The organism is Arenibacter flavimaris (assembly GCF_030291335.1).
Classification (GTDB): Bacteria; Bacteroidota; Bacteroidia; order Flavobacteriales; family Flavobacteriaceae; genus Arenibacter.
The window spans coordinates 46,999-63,031 of record NZ_JASWIM010000031.1 but is presented as its reverse complement, the minus strand read 5'-3'; the positions used below and the strand labels follow the sequence as shown (position 1 = coordinate 63,031).

Annotated in this window: 12 protein-coding genes and 1 tRNA gene; 5 read left to right on the top strand and 8 right to left on the bottom strand. The window is 40.2% G+C overall.

Features of this window, described 5'->3' with window-relative positions; genetic code table 11:
- Positions 1-205: 205 nt before the first annotated feature.
- Positions 206-361, bottom strand: a complete 156-nt coding sequence (locus tag QSE00_RS19530) for a hypothetical protein (protein ID WP_286107175.1) — start codon at positions 359-361, stop codon at positions 206-208.
- 368 nt (positions 362-729) lie between these two features.
- The gene (locus QSE00_RS19525) at positions 730-1,065 is read right to left on the bottom strand and encodes a hypothetical protein (RefSeq protein ID WP_286107173.1); all 336 of its coding nucleotides are present in this window, start codon (positions 1,063-1,065) and stop codon (positions 730-732) included.
- 853 nt (positions 1,066-1,918) lie between these two features.
- On the opposite strand from QSE00_RS19525, the gene QSE00_RS19520 reads away from it, so the two are divergent.
- The 3 genes from QSE00_RS19520 to QSE00_RS19510 all read left to right on the top strand — a co-directional run bounded on the left by QSE00_RS19520 (position 1,919) and on the right by QSE00_RS19510 (position 9,319).
- Entirely contained in the window at positions 1,919-4,936 is a 3,018-nt protein-coding gene (locus QSE00_RS19520) for a SusC/RagA family TonB-linked outer membrane protein (protein ID WP_286107172.1), read from the top strand.
- A gap of 11 nt (positions 4,937-4,947) precedes the next feature.
- Entirely contained in the window at positions 4,948-6,387 is a 1,440-nt protein-coding gene (locus QSE00_RS19515) for a RagB/SusD family nutrient uptake outer membrane protein (protein WP_286107171.1), read from the top strand.
- Between the two features lie 67 nt (positions 6,388-6,454).
- The gene (locus QSE00_RS19510) at positions 6,455-9,319 is read left to right on the top strand and encodes a M16 family metallopeptidase (protein ID WP_286107170.1); all 2,865 of its coding nucleotides are present in this window, start codon (positions 6,455-6,457) and stop codon (positions 9,317-9,319) included.
- Between the two features lie 115 nt (positions 9,320-9,434).
- Here QSE00_RS19510 and QSE00_RS19505 read toward each other — a convergent pair whose 3' ends face one another.
- The 4 genes from QSE00_RS19505 to QSE00_RS19490 form a co-directional block, all read right to left on the bottom strand.
- On the bottom strand, positions 9,435-9,725 hold the full coding sequence (locus QSE00_RS19505; RefSeq protein WP_286107169.1) for a DUF6520 family protein: 291 nt from the start codon (positions 9,723-9,725) through the stop codon (positions 9,435-9,437).
- A 131-nt stretch (positions 9,726-9,856) separates the two neighbouring features.
- Positions 9,857-10,303, bottom strand: coding sequence for a MauE/DoxX family redox-associated membrane protein (locus QSE00_RS19500; RefSeq protein WP_286107168.1), 447 nt, complete (start codon positions 10,301-10,303; stop codon positions 9,857-9,859).
- Positions 10,304-10,393: 90 nt separating this feature from the next.
- Entirely contained in the window at positions 10,394-11,383 is a 990-nt protein-coding gene (locus QSE00_RS19495) for a helix-turn-helix domain-containing protein (RefSeq protein WP_286107167.1), read from the bottom strand.
- Between the two features lie 45 nt (positions 11,384-11,428).
- A complete protein-coding gene (locus tag QSE00_RS19490) occupies positions 11,429-11,839 on the bottom strand; it encodes a DUF7793 family protein (RefSeq protein ID WP_286107166.1) in 411 nt (136 codons plus the stop codon).
- 337 nt (positions 11,840-12,176) lie between these two features.
- Between QSE00_RS19490 and QSE00_RS19485 the strand changes: the two genes are divergently transcribed.
- The gene (locus tag QSE00_RS19485; RefSeq protein WP_286107165.1) at positions 12,177-13,022 is read left to right on the top strand and encodes an RteC domain-containing protein; all 846 of its coding nucleotides are present in this window, start codon (positions 12,177-12,179) and stop codon (positions 13,020-13,022) included.
- 619 nt (positions 13,023-13,641) lie between these two features.
- Here QSE00_RS19485 and QSE00_RS19480 read toward each other — a convergent pair.
- Positions 13,642-14,862 carry a site-specific integrase gene (locus tag QSE00_RS19480; protein ID WP_286107164.1) on the bottom strand — a complete coding sequence of 407 codons (1,221 nt, stop codon included), beginning with the start codon at positions 14,860-14,862 and terminating at the stop codon, positions 13,642-13,644.
- 238 nt (positions 14,863-15,100) lie between these two features.
- Positions 15,101-15,185: transfer RNA gene (locus QSE00_RS19475), tRNA-Ser, on the bottom strand.
- Positions 15,186-15,294: 109 nt separating this feature from the next.
- Here QSE00_RS19475 and QSE00_RS19470 point away from each other — a divergent pair.
- Complete coding sequence (locus tag QSE00_RS19470) at positions 15,295-15,843, top strand: sulfite exporter TauE/SafE family protein (RefSeq protein WP_286107163.1); 549 nt, start codon at positions 15,295-15,297, stop codon at positions 15,841-15,843.
- Positions 15,844-16,033: the final 190 nt, after the last annotated feature.

Genomic DNA, 16,033 nt, shown 5'->3' with positions numbered 1-16,033 from the left:
TTTAGTTAAGTTCTGTCCCACATAACTCCTCATAACAATCTCTCCATCAAGTACATTTATCGATTATTTAAAAAGCCCTCCAAGCGTCCAATCAATTATACTGACATAAGTATATCACTAATTTGTTTAACTGTCTCGGAGCTTCTTTTTTGTTGCTCAAACCATAAAAAAGCATAGAAGAAAATCTTCCATGCTTAAATCTTATTTATACTGCTGTATTGATAGCTACGGCTAATTCTCCAAGAGAACCTTCTCGAACTACTGCAACATAACCTTGCACAAAAGATCTGTCATCCCAATCAAGGGTGAACAAATAATTCCTATCGGAATTTCTAATATTGGTTTGAAATATTTTACTCATAGTTTGAAAGTGTGTTTAAATATTTGCCAACAATTGGATATAATTATTAACTATATCCCACTTATAAAAACTAAGATAATGAATACTGATAAGAAATTCTATAACGGAATTTAAAGTATTTTAAAATGAACTTTTAGGATAGGGATTGCACTCATATCGGGACAACGTAAAACACAAAATTATTTTAAGCATATTCATCCCCTGATTAGTCCCCTATAAAGAAAAAAGCCCTGTAAACTTAATGTTTACAGGGCTTTGCAATCATTTTCTTTGGTCCCACCTGGGCTCGAGCTAGGGAACACCTCATTATGATATATGCTACATGTCCCTTTCCTTAAAGTTACTATTTAAAATGGAGTGTAGAATTTCTAGCCGTCTTGTCTTTTATTCAAAGGCTGTTTGAAATCTTTAATATCAATGGTTGTGACCGAATCATATATTTTGGCAAAGTCACTTAAGGTATATCCCATTGCTTCGATAATTAAAAATAATGATCCGCAGGTAGGCGTTGTTTTTGATTTTGCATTGAAAATATCTGAAACGGTAGCTTTTCGTAAGAATGAGGCCAATGCGATTTTATTATAGCTTTTGGCAATTTCTTCGTCATTGTTATTACTAGGCCTAAAATTTTTGGTTGCATCCAATAGCTTGTTCAAGCTAATTGCAATCTTAATTTTAATATCGGGAATTAATTCCTCTTTCATATATGCAATTAACTATTTCGTGAAAAATATATCGGTACGCTTTGGCGTACCGATATATTTTTTTATATTTGGTTTGTCATCATTCATTTATGATGATAATTGAATGAATAATGCGATTCTTCTTTGTTAGAATTAGTCTAGAAGCAGTCGCTTGGATTCCCGGTCTAAAAACTGGTAACTTAATGCACGGGATGATAAGCAAGATGCCCATGCCCCGGGGCATGGGTTTTCTTATCAGAGTGTACCAAACCAGTTCCTAGACTTTTAAGTGGAGATTAACCACTTTATGCCGAGCGCTGTTCTATTTAGAAGTTTTGCAAGCAGTAACTTAAAGGCTAAAAGAGCTATGAAACACAGCTTATGTAACTTAATTGGTAAAACCGCCGCTGGGCACCTTACTACATTATTGCAACATACAGTGTACGACATTCTCTTTACCAAAAAGCCCAAGAACCCAATATAGGTTTTGCATTATTATGGGATTTGTGTTGTACCATATCTTCCGGAACTCGAAAGTCCTTTTATCCCATAATCCACGATCCACACTTTTTTTGGCATCCGGCCAAATAACGACAAAGCAGCCTAACATCATTTAAGGCTATTTCTTTGCTGCATCAGATATGCTATGGTTAAGCATTTTTGACAGGCTAGGGGAGGAGCCATAAAAGTGAGCTAGCTGAGATATGCCCATTCGGCAACCTAATCTTGCAAACAAAACCACAATACCAACCCATAGATCCATATTGCCTATGACATAGAACATATACAAAAATAGCCTCCCAAACCCTGTTTGACCGACTGGTTTGGAAGGCCTTGACTAAATAAAACTAAGTTTCATCTAATCTTCAAAATTATGAAAAATAATCTTGAGTATAAGGGCATGCTACGCTTATGCCTACTATTTATCTGCTTTTTTGTTCCCCCACCTTACTTTGCCCATTTCCCCCATGGGCATTGTTCTAAAATCTTTTCCAACCTTGATATCCAGCAACAGTACCAGATTTCCGGTACCGTTACCGATAACTATGGTCCCATGTCCGGGGTACATGTACTTATCAAGGGTATCAATACTGGTACCTTTACCAACCCCAAAGGGGAGTACTTTCTTTTGGTAAATAAAAATGATATCCTTGTCTTTTCCTATCTGGGCTACCACAGTAGGGAACTTCCCGTACTGGGCAGGACCACCCTGGACGTGCAAATGCAGTCCGAGGTCACCGAGCTTCAAGAGGTGGAGGTCAATGCCGGCTACTATACGGTAAAGGAAAGGGAGCGTACAGGGAGCATCAGCAGGGTCACGGCCAAAGAAATAGAACTGCAGCCTGTGGTTAGTCCGTTGGAGGCCTTACAAGGCCGAATGGCGGGGGTGGAGGTGGAACAGCGGAGCGGGATGCCAGGAAACACCCCCATTATTAGGATCAGGGGGCGGAACAGCCTTCGGGATGATGGAAATTACCCCTTGTATATCCTGAACGGGGTACCTATCAACTCCACGCCGGTCTCCGTAGGGTCCCTGCTCAATGATGGATTGGATCCATTAAGTACCCTGGATGTATCCAATATAAAAAGCATAGAGGTCCTGAAGGATGCCGATGCCACCGCCATCTATGGTTCCCGTGGGGCCAATGGGGTGGTCTTGATCACCACCAAAAAGGGATTGGGATATGGTCAGAAGACCCAAATAGAGGCACAATGGTATTCCGGTCTTGGCCAGGTAGATAGAAAAATGGAGCTTTTGGACACAGAACAATATATCCAAATGCGCAGAGCGGCTATAGCCAATGTGGACGAGGTTCCGGACATTGCCACCGATTGGGACCTTCTGCAATGGGATACCGATCGGCATACCGACTGGCAGGACACATTCTTTGGGGGCATTGCACCAATCAACAAGATCAATGTATCCGCTACTGGAGGAAATTCCAATACCTTTTTTAATCTAAGCGGCTCATATCATAAACAGGGAACGGTATTTCCAACAGATATTAATTATCATAAGATGAGCAGCGGACTCAATCTTAACCATATTTCGGAGAACAAGAAACTGGGCATTGTTCTTTCTGTCAATTACGGGATGGATATAAGTGATTCTTATAATGTTTCCAATTTAATAGAACAAGCCTATGCATTGCCCCCGAATGCCCCTGAACTATATAACGGGGACGGCAGCCTTCATTGGGACAAATGGGTGTTGGCCGGTCTGGACAACCCCTTGGCCGGACAGTTCGGGTCAACTATGGGACGGGTCCAGAATATGGTGGCCAACATGGGATTATCCTACAAATTGTTACATGGACTTACGTTCAAGGCCAATATGGGTGCTACCCAGTTCATAAGGGAGGGCAAAACCAAAACATTTAATGATATTGTAGCTCCACAAAGGAGGGACAATACACCTCATAGGGCATCACAAAATTATCATAAGCGGAGCTCCTGGATACTGGAACCACAATTGGTATACCGTAAGACCTCGGAAACAGGTACTTTGGACGGGTTGATCGGGGCAACTTTCCAACATAACGAAAGCGATGGGTTCAGTATCAGCGGGCAGGGATTTACATCTAGTTCATTGGTAGGATACATGCCCGCAGCAGAAGTGGTGACAACGGGAACCAACCGTAATACAGAGTATAGGTACAACTCCGTTTTTGGGCGTTTGGGCTATAATTGGAAGACCAAGTATTTTATCAATCTAACGGGAAGGAGGGATGGGTCTTCCCGTTTTGGTCCCAACAAACGTTTTGCGGACTTCTGGGCAATAGGGGGAGCATGGATCTTTACAGAAGAACCTTTAGTGAAGGACAATATTTCCTTTCTCAGTTTTGGTAAGCTGCGCGGTAGTTATGGAACAACGGGCAATGATCAAATAGGGGATTACGGGTATTTGGACGTTTATGAGGCCACTCCGGCCCCCAACGGCCTTTATCCTACAAGGCTCTTTAATGCCGATTTTGCCTGGGAAGAAAATAAAAAAATGGAATTTGCCCTGAACTTGGGTTTTTTGAAGGAACGCATAACACTCGGGGCCAACTGGTACCGCAACCGTTCCTCCAACCAATTGGTAGGCTATCCATTACCCGGTATGACCGGATTTGCTACAGTACAGGCCAATCTACCCGCCACGGTGCAGAATACAGGTTGGGAACTGGAGTTGGCCACCTCGAACATCAGTTCCAAAGAATTAAGTTGGAACACTTTCTTAAATGTGAACATTCCCAAAAACGAACTGCTTGCATTTCCCGAACTGGAACAAACGGCCTATGCCAATATCTATAGGGTAGGGCACCCATTGAATATACGCTTGGCCTATCAATTTAAAGGCACTGATCCCGAAAGCGGCCTATACCAGGTCTTGGATATCAATAATGATGGAAGCTATGATTATCAGGACCGGATCGTGATCAAGGATTTGGGAAGAAAATTTTATGGGGGTATTACCAATAATCTGACCTATAAGGGGATCAGATTACACTTTCTTTGGGAATTTATAAAACAATATGCCCTTAGACCAAGCCCATTCTTCAATTCCTATCCAGGGGAAAAATTTAACCGTTCCATTGAAGATTATGAAGCTTGGCAAGATGGGGATCTATATGTGGCCCGTTCGGCAAATAGCAATACGGCATACGGTCTATGGAGAAATAGTGATCTCGGAATCGTGGATGCCTCCTTTCTAAGATTAAAGACCATTTCGGTAAGTTACGACCTTCCGATTGGCGCCGCAGGGATAAGGAACTTAAGGCTTTTCTGTTCCGCACAAAATTTATGGACCATCTCCAATTACCCAGGGGTAAATCTGGACGATCCCGGTCCGGCCGCTACATTGCCTGCATTAAGGACCATTACCACAGGGATACAAATTAAATTTTAAAATGCAATCATATGAAAAGTATAAGATACCTTTTAGTTTTTTTAACGGCCATTAGCTGTTTTGCAATGACCTCCTGCGAGGATTTTGTTGCTATTGACGCACCCGATTTTCAGATTGTAGGGGAAACTGTATTTGAGGACCCGGAAACAGCCGAGGCGGCGGTCACGGGCATCTACAACCAATTGTACAACGGTACTACCTATTATTCCAATGGATGGCAAAATTCCGTTACCGTATTGGCAGGGATGTCGGCAGATTTAGTCAGGCCAAGGGTTCCTCAACATTCAAAATATGGCCCTTTTTGGGATAATGAAATTTCAACTTCTATAGAACTGGCCAACAGTGATAGCTCGGCGAACGTAGGGCTTTGGAACAGTGCCTATAATATTATTTACTTGGCGAACAGTGTATTGGAAGGCTTGGACGGATCATCGGGAATTCCGGAGGATACGTTCAAGAGATTGAAGGGACAGGCCTTGTTCATACGTTCATTCACCTATTTCTATTTGACCAATCTATATGGCGATGTCCCCTTGTTATTGACGATCGATTATCGTAAGAATGCCTTGGCCCCAAGGAATCCTGCCGTTGAAGTGTGGAATCAAATAATCAATGATCTGGACGAGGCAGATTTACTTTTGGACGGGACAGTAGATTATCCTAAGGGGGAACGTACCCACATCAATCAATTTGTCGTCAAGGCATTTCGCGCCAGGGTGCATCTCTATCAACAGGATTGGGATAGGGCAGAGGAACTCAGTAGCCGGGTAATTTTGGAAAATACAACCTATGGAATTTTGGAAAATCTGGACCAGGTTTTTTTGGCGAATAGCAAGGAAGCAATTTGGCAAATTTCACCTTTGGGCAGGGGAAATGCCCTGACCAATACCAACGAGGGCGGTCTTTTTATCATGCACCCTTTGGTACCTACATTGACCCAAATAACATTGTCTGACCAGCTTATTTCCGCCATGCATTCCGAAGACAAGCGTTTGGCACATTGGACAGGATATAATGCTAGGACGGACAGCTATTTTATCCATAAGTACAAGGTAATGAACAGTACCAGCAATGAGATATTGGAATATTCAATGGTAATGCGGCTTGCGGAACAGTACCTGATCCGGGCCGAGTCAAGGGCCATGTTGGGGAAACTGCCAAAAGCCATTGCCGATTTGGATGTAATAAGGGTTAGGGCCGGTCTGGAACCAATTGCCGATACGGATCCTGGAATCGGAAAGGAGGCATTGCTTGCATTGATAATGGAAGAGCGAAAAAGGGAACTCTTTGCGGAATGGGGACACCGATGGTTGGATCTAAAGCGTACGGAAAAGGCCACGGAAATACTAAGTCCCTTAAAACAACATTGGCAAAATACGGATATCTTCTATCCTATTCCCGAACAGGAACGGATCAGAAATCCGAGACTGGACCAAAATGAAGGATATTAATGGGGCTAAACACCCCTACATACTGCCACCATTGATTCAGAGCCTTTATAACCAAAAATCCATTACTATGAAACATTGTACGAAACATATTATTCCGATAATTATTTTCAATCTGTTCTACCTATCCGTTATTGGGTCGATTATGGGAAGTCCTTTAAAGGATTCCGCACTTATGGACCCTGATATTCGGTATGGGCACTTGCCCAATGGTTTTACCTACTATTTAAAACATGTTCCCACCGCCCCTAAGATTTACATGGATCTTTATGTGAAGGTCGGTTCTTACCATGCAAGTCCGGACGAATTGCAATTTCCCCATTTACTGGAACACTTGGCATTTAAGACCGCCAAACATTTTCCTATCAATTTGTTGGATGACCCCGAATTAAAAAACCGGTTTGGGATCGAAAGGTATGATATAAGGGCCAGTGCCTCACTACTGTATACCAAGTATTATTTTAACGTGCCTCAAGATCGGATGGACGCACTGGATCAAGGGCTATTATGGTTTAGGGATATTGCCGATTTGGATTTGGATATCGGGGCGATAGATAGGGAAAGGGGGCCATTGAGGCAAGAGGCAGGCTTTAGGGCGGGTAATGATATTAATGGCTTTATGTTGCGAAAAAAAATGGAGTCGGGGATATTTCCCTGTCAGAAGGATTTCTCAGGTTTTTATGAACATCTGGAAAATTTTAAAACCACCTCCCTAATACAATTTTATAGGGACTGGTACATACCCGAAAGAATGGGCCTGGTGATAGTTGGGAATATTAATGACATTGATAGTGTAGCGCAAAAGATCATTGGGCGTTTCTCTGATATTCCCGCTAAGAAATCCCGACCTTCAATGGAAGTGGACTGTAAGTATGATTATTTGCGAGGTCCCAATAGGTTTGTTAGTTTGGAACGTAAAAAGGAAAAGGGCAGGATCCTTAAAAATAATGCTGCGTGGCATTTATATTTTAAGGATAAAGGGTTTTATGATGAAAATGGAGCTTTTGAAACAATCAAGCGAAACGTATTGTGGCAGATTTTGGGTACATTGATCAATAACAGAATTCAATTCGACAGTCTGGTATCGGGTATTGCGACCGTACCAAAACCAGAAAAACCATATTTTAATTTAAATTTTGTGGATTACGATGGTTCCATCAAGCAAAAATTACAAAAAATCGTACAGCTATTTCACCAGGCCAAGGTCTTCGGTTTTAAGGAAGAGGAATGGACAAGTGTACAAAGTGGGTTGTTATCACAATTGAAGGACACAACAAGCGCTTCCTATTGGAAGGACCAGTTATTTCTACATTTTATGGGTTGGGAGGCGCTGCCCGCCAAGAAAGGAATATCTGTTTACGATTGGGCAAAACGGCTTACCATTCAGGATATCAATACTTTTACCAAAGAAAAATTGTCCAATAAACCCGATGATATCGGAATTATTGCCCCAAGTGGGCATAAGGATCTGGACATTACAAAAGTCCAGGTGCGTGGATGGATCGATCAGGCCGGGGATGCCCTGATCAAGCCTTATATACCGCCTAGAACAAAAGATTTTGGACCATTGATGCCAAAGGAACAAATAGCAGGGCTAAGGAAGGTAAAGGTTGCGGACCAAAGAGTCAAGAACAAAGGAGTTGATGAACTGGTCTTGGAAAACGGTGTAAAAGTTGTAATACATAGTACCAAGCCCTTTGGTCGGCTGAAAGATAGGATTTCGATTCATGGCTTCAGTCCATATGGAGCCTCCTGTTTTTTAGAGGACGATTATTTTTCCGCTATCAACGCCCCATCCATTGTCCAAGAAGCAGGGGTGGGAAATTTTGATGGTGAAAAGCTCCGGCACGTTCTTGCCGAAACAAGTTTTAGTGGAACTATGAGACCTTATATCAACTTTGATGAAACTGGTTTTAGGGTAAATGGTACCTATGGGGACCTGGAAAAAATGTTACAGTTGGTATATCTGTATTTTAACCAACCTAGAAACAATTTGGGATCATTTGATAGTTGGAAAAAGAAAGAGCGGAACCGTTATTTATACCCTTCGTACGGACTGATGTACGAGGACTTTGACCGGGCCATCAATGAAGTTTTAAAGGATAGGTCCTCGGTGCCTTTGGGTACCACTAGATATAAGGGAATTGCGCTCACCGATAGGAAGAAATCTTTTACCATTTTTCAAGATCTATATAGTAATGCCTCAGCTTTTACATTTATCATCAGTGGTGATCTTTCCAAAGAATCGGTAGTGCCTTTGGCTCAAAAGTATCTGGGAAACCTTATTGGTTCAAATCCCAATTTCTGTGAGAAGGATGATCAAGTTAACGGACCCTATCCGAAAGGTCCCATATATCGAGAGTTTTCTGCCAAGGAAATCGGAGCTTCCTATGAAATGAAAAGTGTCCAGTATTCTCTTCAATTTGTCATTAGGGAAATGAAATCTTTAGATTGGAAAGAGCTTATCAAGGTAAAAGCGCTGGGGGTATTGATAAATTCAAAACTAAGGGAATTTAGATACCAAAAAGAAGCCGCTCTCTATGATTTTTCCGCTTTTGGAGGGTATAATGGGTACTTGGAATCGTATCGTATCGGAATATATTTGGATTGTATGGAAGAGGAACTGGAATGGCTAAGGGAAGAAAGTAAACTAATGGTGGCAGAAATTAAAAAGGACGGATTTAGCCCGGAGCGTTTCAAACAGATCTGTACGGACGTGTTATACCCTATGTTCGAAGCGACTTCAACAAGCAATTTAGCGGCAAAAAACATCTATGAACATTATAGGTATGGTTATCCATTAGTGGATAATGCCAGCAAAGAACGATTTATCAAATCCTTGACCATTGAGGACTTAAAAAAAACCGCCAGAAAATACTTGTCGGAGGGGGACATGATGGAATTTGTAATGAGGGAAAATAGGAATGATCCATAGCAGATGGAAAGAGAAACCAATGGTTGAATATATACATGGACTTATGATGTCTGTAACCTTGAAAGCACCGGTCAGTATTTTACCGGTGCTTTTTGGTTATACTAGATTATATTTTTTAATCTAGTATAATCGGTTCCGGACTATTGCTTTTTAATGGTTCGATAGGGTTTCCCTCATCGTCAACATCCTTTGGCTCTGGGTAAACATTTAGGGTTGTTGTTTCTCCCTCGAACCTTATCTGGCAGTCAAAATCTCCGGTCGTACAATCTGCATCAATGGGTGTCCATCCGAGTAAGGGATGGTTTACGTAACCAGGAATAACAGCATTGTCCGGTTTAAAGGCAAACGACAGTGCTATGGCAAATATAAATGCCAACATCGGTAAAATCATTTTCAACTTTTTCATGATAATATAATTTTAATTAATAATAAGCGCCTACTCTCTTGTACAGGTTTTCGGTCTTCCCCCTGCTCTTGTCGCGCAACAAAATATCTTCATCATTTTAATTTTTTTTCGGTTCCATGGCCCTTGATGGATCAACTCCCATGGGTTATTTTTATGCTTGGGGAGGACCATATGGCCAGTAGGGCCAATAGGAGCAATCCCATATTGAGCACCAAATGCTGGTCCCAGGTCAATAGCGAAATAACACCTCCACAGGAACAGGGCCTATAAGGGGCAAAAAATACAATGGCCACTGTATAGCCTGTAAATAACAGCATAAGGCCCAGTGCTCCATAGAATCCCCTCAATCGGGTCCTTGACGGGACCAACAACATGGCAACGGTAAGTTCCGATAGGGGTATGGTCCAAGCGGCCAAAGAGGCCATGGTCTTGCCCCCAAGTACCGGTGAATTCCTGATGTTGTCATAGAACAAATGCCCTTCCATTAACTTGGTAAGTCCGGCATAAGTGAATAGAATAATAAAAAGCAGGGCAATGGCTTCTATAATTACGGTGCTGTGTTTTTGGTGCCATTTCATATCATTTGTATCGTTTTGATATTGAATGGCTTAAAATTAATGGATCCCAAGTATCCAAAATGGACATATTGGCTCTGAGAGGGATTAATTTCAGGTAAGTGTGTTAAAATCCTCTTTCGGGCCAATGCTCATCATTCGGAGGTCAGTGGGACTGTAATGGAATCGCTTTTTGAATTCCCGTGACAAATGATTGCCCTTTTTAAAACCGACCAATTTGGCAATGGATCTAATCGATTTATTGGTGTACATAACCAAAAGTCGGGCCTTTCTCAGACGCTGGTCCTTTATATACTGAAAAACGGTCAAACCATATAGCTCCTTAAAGCCCCTTTTAAGTTTATATTCGTTGGTCCCAACGTTATGGGCGATTTCTATCAAGGGCATGGGACTTTGTAAATGGTCTGTGATATATTCCCGTGCCGCTCGTATACATCCTATGTCCGAGGAATACAGTATGTGTTTTTTGCGTTTGGTCTTTTGGGGTTTTAGGGGTGCAATTTGGGACAGAGGTTCGTATCTTTCCAATGGGGACAGTGCAAGGTTCTTTTTGGATGGTAGGATATAGCAGGATGTAACCAAAATATTATCACTTAATACTCCATCCTTACCAAAGTGTGCTACATTGCATTCTGCAGGCAATACCAGCCCCGTTTGGGACAAAAAAGATAGTCGTATACTTGATTCCCATTCCGAACTTCCACTTAGCCTCCCTACCGTATCCTTCCATTTTTTTTGGGAATCTTTAGATAATAGGGTGGGAAAGGGGTTGTTCAATATGCCCTGTTGGGTATAATTTAGAAATTTATGGACACTGTTATTCGTTTTTACGATACGGGATGATCCATCAAGAATAAAGTACATTTGGGCAGTTAGGCCAAATATATTGTCCGGATTTTTATAGCTGTGGTGTAAAATGGATTCGTGGATTTCCTCAGTTAAAAAATTGATCGCCGCTGCCAAGGCCTCTAAATCATCCTTCAAATTGGTCCGTTCTATACGTAACGAAAAATTGCCCTTGAACATTTCCAATATTTGGTGGGTTATTTTTTGCATTCGGTTCCTATTCGCTATTGTGTCCATGATACTGTGGGTTTGATGTTGTTGCCGATACTTTTTTTTGTTCATTTAAAAATGTGGACATTGGACAAAGGGCCTGAGAAATTCCAATGCCATAGTTTCTTCCCTGAAGGTTTTCAAGGTGATGGGGGGAGATTCGAGCGTGTATATTTCCGTATATAAATGCGAAAGCGGAGTCTTTGTAACCATTGCCAGGGCCGATATTAGTACGGAGCCTTCCGTTACCAGATACTCCTTGGCATCCACGGTAACATCATTTACGCCCCGTATATCGCATAATATGGGAAAAGGCATGCCATGTTGAAGTAATAGGCGTTGGGAGACCACGGCCATGGCCGCTGGTAGATAAAGGCACAATGTTTCTTTGTAGGTAATATGCAGTATGCCCTTTTCCATCCTAAAGGACGCAAAATCGTTTTCAACATACTTTTTCATGACTTCCTTAATAAAAATCGCCATTTAAAATAATAAATTTTGCGTTAGTTTATAAAGGAAATTTCCTACAAAATGTTAAAATGATATCTAATTTGTGGCATTTTGTATCTATGGAGGATTTTTTCTTGATTTTCAAAATTATTTTATGGGGAAGTTTTTGATTTTGTATAGCTTAAAGTCAAAATAGGGAAATCACTGTACAATGTTATGTACAATTTTAGAGGAGTGCACACTATTCCGATCGGTACAGTGATATAAATTGTGCCATTGTGTACGAGCTAGGCCACAAATATTTTGCCAGTGGCACCAACTCAACCGGACGTTCTAATCTATAGGTAAATAGGTAACCAAAAGCAACGGGATGAACCATAGAATCAAAAAAGTACTCGATAGTTTCCAGGATTCGCTATCGTTAATGGAACCCGAAAACAGCATCTGTCTTAAAAAATGTAATGAGGGAATCCATTTGTGCAACAACACTCTTTACCTTCTCAGAAGTATTGTGGAAAAAGTGGGCTTTAAAAGCATAGCGGATGAAGTGCACTTTTTTAAAATGGTCAAGTCGGAGCCTTTGGGGTACTTGGTCTATTTCAGTGAAATTAGGTCATGTGAGCTTTTAATGCCAAAGGTCGGACTGGGCAATCAATTGAATTTTTTGGAAAAGAAAATAAATCGGATCAATAAGTTCTTTCATAGAAATTGGGATTTTGTACACTATATGGAACAGGGCCTTAGTTATTTGGATGTTCAGTACTTCACAAGATCCAATCAGATATTTCCCCTATACGCCCTGCCGGAGGCCTGTTACCTGGACCCCAAATTTTTTACCTCGCACGATATGCTCTGGGCCAGAATCAAAGGGCTGAACATTTTTATTGGTTACCTGCAGGAACGTTTAAAACAATTAAAATTACAGAAACATAAAGCTTTACAGACAGAAAAGCCCAAAAGAGCCTTGGCTTGGACTGCCCCCAAAGCTGCCTTGACCGAATTGATATATGCACTTTATTCCAGCACCGCAGTAAACAATGGAAAAGAAGATATAAAAGGAATAGCGTCTGCTTTTGAGGAGGTGTTCAATATTCGTCTGGACAACATTTATAAAACCTATGCGGAGATAAAAAATAGAAAAGATAGTAAAACAAGATTTTTGGAGGAATTAATTATACGTTTCAATAATAAAATTCATGAGGATGACGGTTTATAAAGAAAATCAAAGCCCAATTCATTCATACTTCGTATAGCCTTAGTACCAAATAACGTTTATATCCAGGATAATAAGAAGTAATCATAATAAAAAAGAGGACGCACCCCTACGTCCTCTTTTAAATTTTAAAAATGGGTTTGTTGATTAACCCATTTTACAAGTCTTGACTTATGTGTATCAAATATAACGATTACCTATTTTTAAGCAGTTCTTATAAAAGAAAAAAATTAACTCAATCGTTAAAAAGCGGCTTTTTTTTGTCCATCGCAAATACGTTCAAAACTCAAAATAATTATTCAATTATCCATAATTGTCTGTAATTTTATGTAACGGGTATTTTAAATATTTGATTTTGAACAATTTATTCAAACTAAGGTACAATCTTGCTTTTTGGACAAAAGATCCTGACCACACAATTGATTGACCGAATATTGAAAGGTTAACCTCAAATGAAGATAAGTTCCATTTTAGTCTATATCTCCCAATTGAAAAACCTCGGGATTTTAGAAAACCCATCTCGAGTTATTTACACCCTAAAATATAATGAGTGATATACTGGAACAATCCTTTTCAAAATAGAAATTAAAAAAAGCCAATAAAGTCAAAAAGAATATTAGATCTAGTTATTAAAATTTAACCTCTTCCTCAACATTTTCATATCATCACTTACCTTTCTATCCAGTATTTTAGCATAATGTTGGGTGGTTTTCAGCGACTTATGACCTAACATCTTACTAACAGATTCAATAGAAACACCATTGGTCAAGGTTATGGTTGTGGCAAATGTATGCCGGGCCAAATGGTAGGTAAGATTTTTTTTTATGCCACAGAGATCAGCTATCTCCTTAAGATAGGCATTCATTTTTTGATTGCTCAAGACGGGTAATAGTCTGTCTCCATTTAGAACGGCCGGATGATCCGCATATTTATCGATAATTGCCTGTGCAGATGGTAAAATGGGTATATTGCTCCTAGTGTCCGTTTTGGATCTTTTTATTTTTATCCATTTTTCACCGTCTATACCCAAGACAACATTGTCATTGGATAACTTTTTCACGTCCGCATAGGCCAAACCCGTGAAACAGGAAAAAAGAAAGATATCCTTAACCTGATCCAATCGGGCATTACTGATTTCCTTCTCCAACATCTGTTGAATTTCCGATTCGGTTAAAAATTCACGGTCTACAACTTTTAATCTGCCTTTCCAATGAAGGAAAGGGTCTTTTTGGATCCAATCATTCGCAAAGGCTATACGGACAATCTTTTTAAAATTAGTGATATACTTAACGGCCGTATTGTGGGCGCAATCACGTTCTGTTTTTAGATAATACTCGAAGCCATCTATAAAGGTATGGTCTACCTTCTTGATTGGAATGTCCTTTACTTTATACTCTTTATTAATGTATTCTTCCACATGCTTTTTGGCTGTACAATATCGTTCTATAGTTCCAGGGGCATATTCCTTACCAACTAATTGAGCTATCTTATCATTATGATCCTGGAAAATTGTCAGTAACATTTTCTCGTTGTCTGTTTTTCCTAAAAAAATATTCTTTATTAAATCAGCGGAAATTGGATCATTGCTATTTAAAAGACTTTCATAAATTTGGTAAATTCGATAACGTATCTTATCCATATAGGCATTCAATTCGCGAACTTTCTGTGTGGTTCCCTTCATTTTTCCAGCGGAAGCATTCCATTTGGCCAATGGTACTTTACGCTTAATACTGAATTCACCGCGCTTACCATTAACTGTAATTCTAGCATAAACAGGAGCATCGCCCTCATTATCCACATCATTACCTCTTGGATAAAAGAGTAAGGAAAATGTTGTTTTCATAGGTGCGTATTTATAATGATAATTAAAATTAAGAATTTAATTTTAAAATTACATTTACAAACTATTGAAATTTAGATTATTACAGCTAAATCGGTGCGTAAAATCAAATTAAAAAATACGCACCGAATACCGCACCTTTTTTATGATATTTTATGGTTTTATTTGATATTTTGGAAAATTAAAAAAGCCCGAAAACATAATGTTTACGGGCTTTTGGTGGAATTTGCGCAATTCCCAGCGGAGAAAGAGGGATTCGAACCCCCGGAGGTGTGACCCTCAACAGTTTTCAAGACTGCCGCATTCGACCACTCTGCCATTTCTCCTTAGCGGGTGCAAATATAGAAACCTTTTTCCTCTTTTTAAAAGAAAATTCATTTTTTATTTCAATATTAAAATTAGGCTAATATCTTTCCAAGACCTTATTTTTGCCTAATGGAAGAATGGCACCTTTATACACTTTTGGCTTTGGTAGGACCGCTAGTTGGTGCGCTCAATACTTTGGCAATAGGTGGATCCCTCCTTACAGTGCCCATCCTGATTTTTAGAGGGCTGCCAGCCACTGTTGCCACCGGCCCCAACAGGATAGCCCTACTTAAACAGGGTATTGCCAATGTTTCAGGGTACAGGAGCAAAGGCAAGTCAATAGCCGGTCCATTTATTTTGTACCTTTCCATAATTGCTACCCTTGGTACCCTAATAGGTTCCAAACTGGCTATAGATATCAATGAAAATACCTTTAATAAGGTCTTGGCCATTGTTATGGTCCTAATTGTTGAAATTATGCTTTTACAACCTAGAATTCGAATTATGGATTTTGAGGAATTAATTAGTGGTAAACTACAATTATGGGCCACAGTGTCATTTTTCTTTATTGGTATTTACGGTGGTTTCATACAAGCCGAAACAGGGATTTATATTTTATTGGCTTTGTCAACGATCAATCACCTATCCTTAATAAATCCAATGTCATTAAAACGGTAATAATGGTAGTGTAAGCCAGTGCAGCCTTAATACTTTTCGGCTTAAATGGTAAATTGGATTGGGAAATAGGCCTAACTTTGGCCAGGGGGCAAACCCTTGGGTAGCGACTCACCAGCAGATGGTCTGTTGACAAGGGAAACGGAATTGTAAAAATTCTATTGATTATAGTGGTCATGTGTATGCCCATGAA